Genomic DNA, 2894 nt, shown 5'->3' with positions numbered 1-2894 from the left:
TTCCAACTAAAAAATCTTTCTAGACTATTCTTCCACTCTGAAAAACCTCTAAATAGAAACCTAGGATCTCTATCCTAGGTTTTTTTATAAAATAAATAAAAGAGCATACTGACGAAAAAAGAGGTTTTACAGAAAAAAAGATATTTGATACTTATGATACAATAAAGGAGGAGATGATGAAGTATGTATTTATATAAAGATAGAGGATTTTATAATCCAAAAGATTTAGCAATTTCAGTAATTGGGGGGAAATGGAAAATTCCTATTGTTTGGCATTTATTACATTATGAACCACTACGACTAAGTGAATTAAATAAATATATGCCTCAAGTCACACAACGAATGTTAATTCGTCAATTACGTGAATTAGAAGAAGATGGGATTATTGAACGCACTGTTTATCCTGTTGTTCCACCCAAAGTAGAATATCATTTAACAGAAATTGGTCATGAATTAGCTCCGGTAGTGGACACAATTTGTGACTGGGGAGAAGAATTCGTTAAGAAGAACCAATTAGAAGAAGTAGATGAATTACCTCCTGTCTTTTAAAATAGAAAAAAAGAAGCAATACTGATATGACCCTCAAAAGTTAGAGAAGGCTTTTGAGGGTTATTTTTATGTGATTAAGTAAAAAGAAAAAACAAGAAATCTAGATATAAAGTTAAAGAACTTTATCTTTTATATCCAATGAGTGAAGCTAGAATTTATCAGCTAATTTGGAATTTAAAACTAGTTTATAGAATGTTAGATATTAATTCCTATTCGATATAGAAATTCAATCCTTACTTAATTTTAATAATTGAATAAAGTGTCCAATTTTTTAGGTCATTTCAACTTAGACTAACAAAGGAGATCATTGCAGGGCAATGATTCCTTATTTTGATTCTTTTAACATGAGTTCAGAGTCTTGCAAGGGACGTTTCACTCTTCGCCCTTGACAATCCTCTTTTTCCCTCATGTTCTCAAGAAAATGTGAGGCAGGTAAGCAACACAAAGAATTTTTAATCAAAAAGGAGAAAAAATTATGGCTACAAAATTAGAATTAGGAAAAAAATATCGTATGAGTCAAAATATTATTCAAGACCCAGAGGATAATACAGTAAACTTATTTAAAGGGGAAATCTTAGAAGTGAAAGATAAAGATTATCTTCTTGAAAATCATATTCCTTATGCGACTGTACTAGCTATTATTTATTGTGAAGAAGGTTATAAAGAAATTGTCGCTTTGGAAGAATGTTTAGCTCGAGTTGTAGAAGATATTGAATAATTAAATAATAGAAGCTGGTAGTTATCCTACCAGCTCTTTTAATGGTATGAGTTTTATAAAAATATTATATCAAAGTATAATTACCACTATAAATTTTATTTGAAATTTATTATATTTTTGTCTAGGAGGTTATTCAATCATGGTTATAGTATCTCTTTATTTTGATGATAAAGAATATGAAAATATAAAAAAGGTGGCAGATTTATATGGAGTATCTACCACTGACTTTATAAAAAATAGTATTTTAGAAGATTTAGAAGATGAGTTAGACTATATCGGTGCTATCCAATCAGAGAGAGTCTAATAATATTACTCATTCTCGTGAAGTTATTTTGGAAGAATTAGAGCTATCTGATGGTTAAAAAGCTTGTCAAATAGTTAGATGACCATATTTAAAGGCAGATATTTATAAATAAAAAGAGTTGGTAATATACCAACTCTCCATGATAATAATGCAAAACGTAAAAAAGTTTTACATTGGCATTTTATCATATTTTTTTATTAAAAAGAAGAAAAAGTGGCTAAAGCCACTTTTTTAATTGATAATAGCTCCTTGCAGTCGCACGCTGGAGATCATTGCTCCGCAATGATTTCTTATTTTGCTTCTTTTAACATGGGTTCAGAGTCTTGCAAGGGACGTTTCACTCTTCGCCCTTGTCAATCCTCTTTTTCTCCCATGTTCTCAAGAAAATGTGAGGCACGTAAGCAACACAAAGAATTTTTAATCGAAAAGGAGAGATTGTATAATGGAGTTGTTATTATGCCAATGACAGTAAAAGAGGCGGAACGATTGCTAAAGAAAGCAGGATTTAAAGAAGTGAGCGGTGGAAAGGGTTCGCATAGGAAATTTATTAAGCCTAATCATCATCGACCTGTTATTCTTACTTCTCATGGAAAAGAGCTATCTTTAGTCGTTGAAAAAAGTGTACGAAAAGCAGTAAAACCTTATTTGTAAAGGAGTGTTATTATGAAAAAAGTATACCCTGCAATTCTTGAAGTAGACCCAGTAGGATATGGTGTATATTTTCCAGACGTAGATGGAGCAGTAACTCAAGGGAAAGATGAGTTAGAAGCATTGGAAAATGCGTCTGACGCTTTAGGAATCATGTTAGCAAGTTATATTGAAAATAATGAAGAATTACCTATAGCTACTCCTATTCATGAATTAGTGAAAAAACATGATGATGATATTATTACTTTAGTTTCTGTTGAGTTAGATGATTATATAACTAGTTATGAGAATGTAGTTATAAGTGAAGTATTAAATCAAGAATTTATGAAACCTTATAATGTATCTCCTGAAGAGTTATCAGAAAAAACAAATATCCCAATTACTATTATTCAAAATATTCTACATAATAAAGAAAAAATCACTGTAGATACGTCTATTCGACTAGGACATTTTTTTGGAGTCCCTGCGAAATATTTTATCAATTTACAAAATGATATAGATGTACAAAATTTTGAATCAGAATATCAAGATGAATATAATAAAATTCAACAAATCAAAGCCTAAACAAGATAAAGGATAAGAGTAATCACTCTTATCCTTTTTTATTATCTACACATTGTTTTTTTGCGTAGGAGTGTCCCCACCCCCACGCCCTCAAAAAACAATCGGAAAGAA

General features: G+C 30.5%; 5 protein-coding genes. All 5 read left to right on the top strand.

The window, feature by feature from the left end:
• Positions 1–183: 183 nt before the first annotated feature.
• The 5 genes from C683_RS01630 to C683_RS06685 all read left to right on the top strand — a co-directional run bounded on the left by C683_RS01630 (position 184) and on the right by C683_RS06685 (position 2783).
• Positions 184–549: a winged helix-turn-helix transcriptional regulator gene (locus C683_RS01630; protein ID WP_009488602.1), complete on the top strand. Its 366-nt coding sequence runs from the start codon at positions 184–186 to the stop codon at positions 547–549.
• Positions 550–1024: 475 nt separating this feature from the next.
• The gene (locus tag C683_RS01625; RefSeq protein ID WP_009488600.1) at positions 1025–1267 is read left to right on the top strand and encodes a hypothetical protein; all 243 of its coding nucleotides are present in this window, start codon (positions 1025–1027) and stop codon (positions 1265–1267) included.
• Positions 1268–1406: 139 nt separating this feature from the next.
• On the top strand, positions 1407–1571 hold the full coding sequence (locus C683_RS06550) for a DUF6290 family protein (protein WP_009488598.1): 165 nt from the start codon (positions 1407–1409) through the stop codon (positions 1569–1571).
• Positions 1572–1784: 213 nt separating this feature from the next.
• The gene (locus C683_RS06640) at positions 1785–2222 is read left to right on the top strand and encodes a type II toxin-antitoxin system HicA family toxin (RefSeq protein WP_244425053.1); all 438 of its coding nucleotides are present in this window, start codon (positions 1785–1787) and stop codon (positions 2220–2222) included.
• A 12-nt stretch (positions 2223–2234) separates the two neighbouring features.
• Complete coding sequence (locus C683_RS06685) at positions 2235–2783, top strand: HigA family addiction module antitoxin (protein WP_009488594.1); 549 nt, start codon at positions 2235–2237, stop codon at positions 2781–2783.
• The last annotated feature ends 111 nt before the right edge of the window (positions 2784–2894 follow it).

Origin of the sequence: Catellicoccus marimammalium M35/04/3, from assembly GCF_000313915.1 — a bacterium.
Lineage (GTDB): Bacteria > Bacillota > Bacilli > Lactobacillales > Catellicoccaceae > Catellicoccus > Catellicoccus marimammalium.
This window is presented reverse-complemented; position numbering and strand designations above follow the sequence as displayed.

Coding starts and splice junctions, on each gene's coding strand:
- C683_RS06685 (WP_009488594.1), top strand. CDS start 2,235: ATGAAAAAAGTATACCCTGCAATTCTTGAAGTAGACCCAGTAGGATAT.
- C683_RS01625 (WP_009488600.1), top strand. CDS start 1,025: ATGGCTACAAAATTAGAATTAGGAAAAAAATATCGTATGAGTCAAAAT.
- C683_RS06550 (WP_009488598.1), top strand. CDS start 1,407: ATGGTTATAGTATCTCTTTATTTTGATGATAAAGAATATGAAAATATA.
- C683_RS01630 (WP_009488602.1), top strand. CDS start 184: ATGTATTTATATAAAGATAGAGGATTTTATAATCCAAAAGATTTAGCA.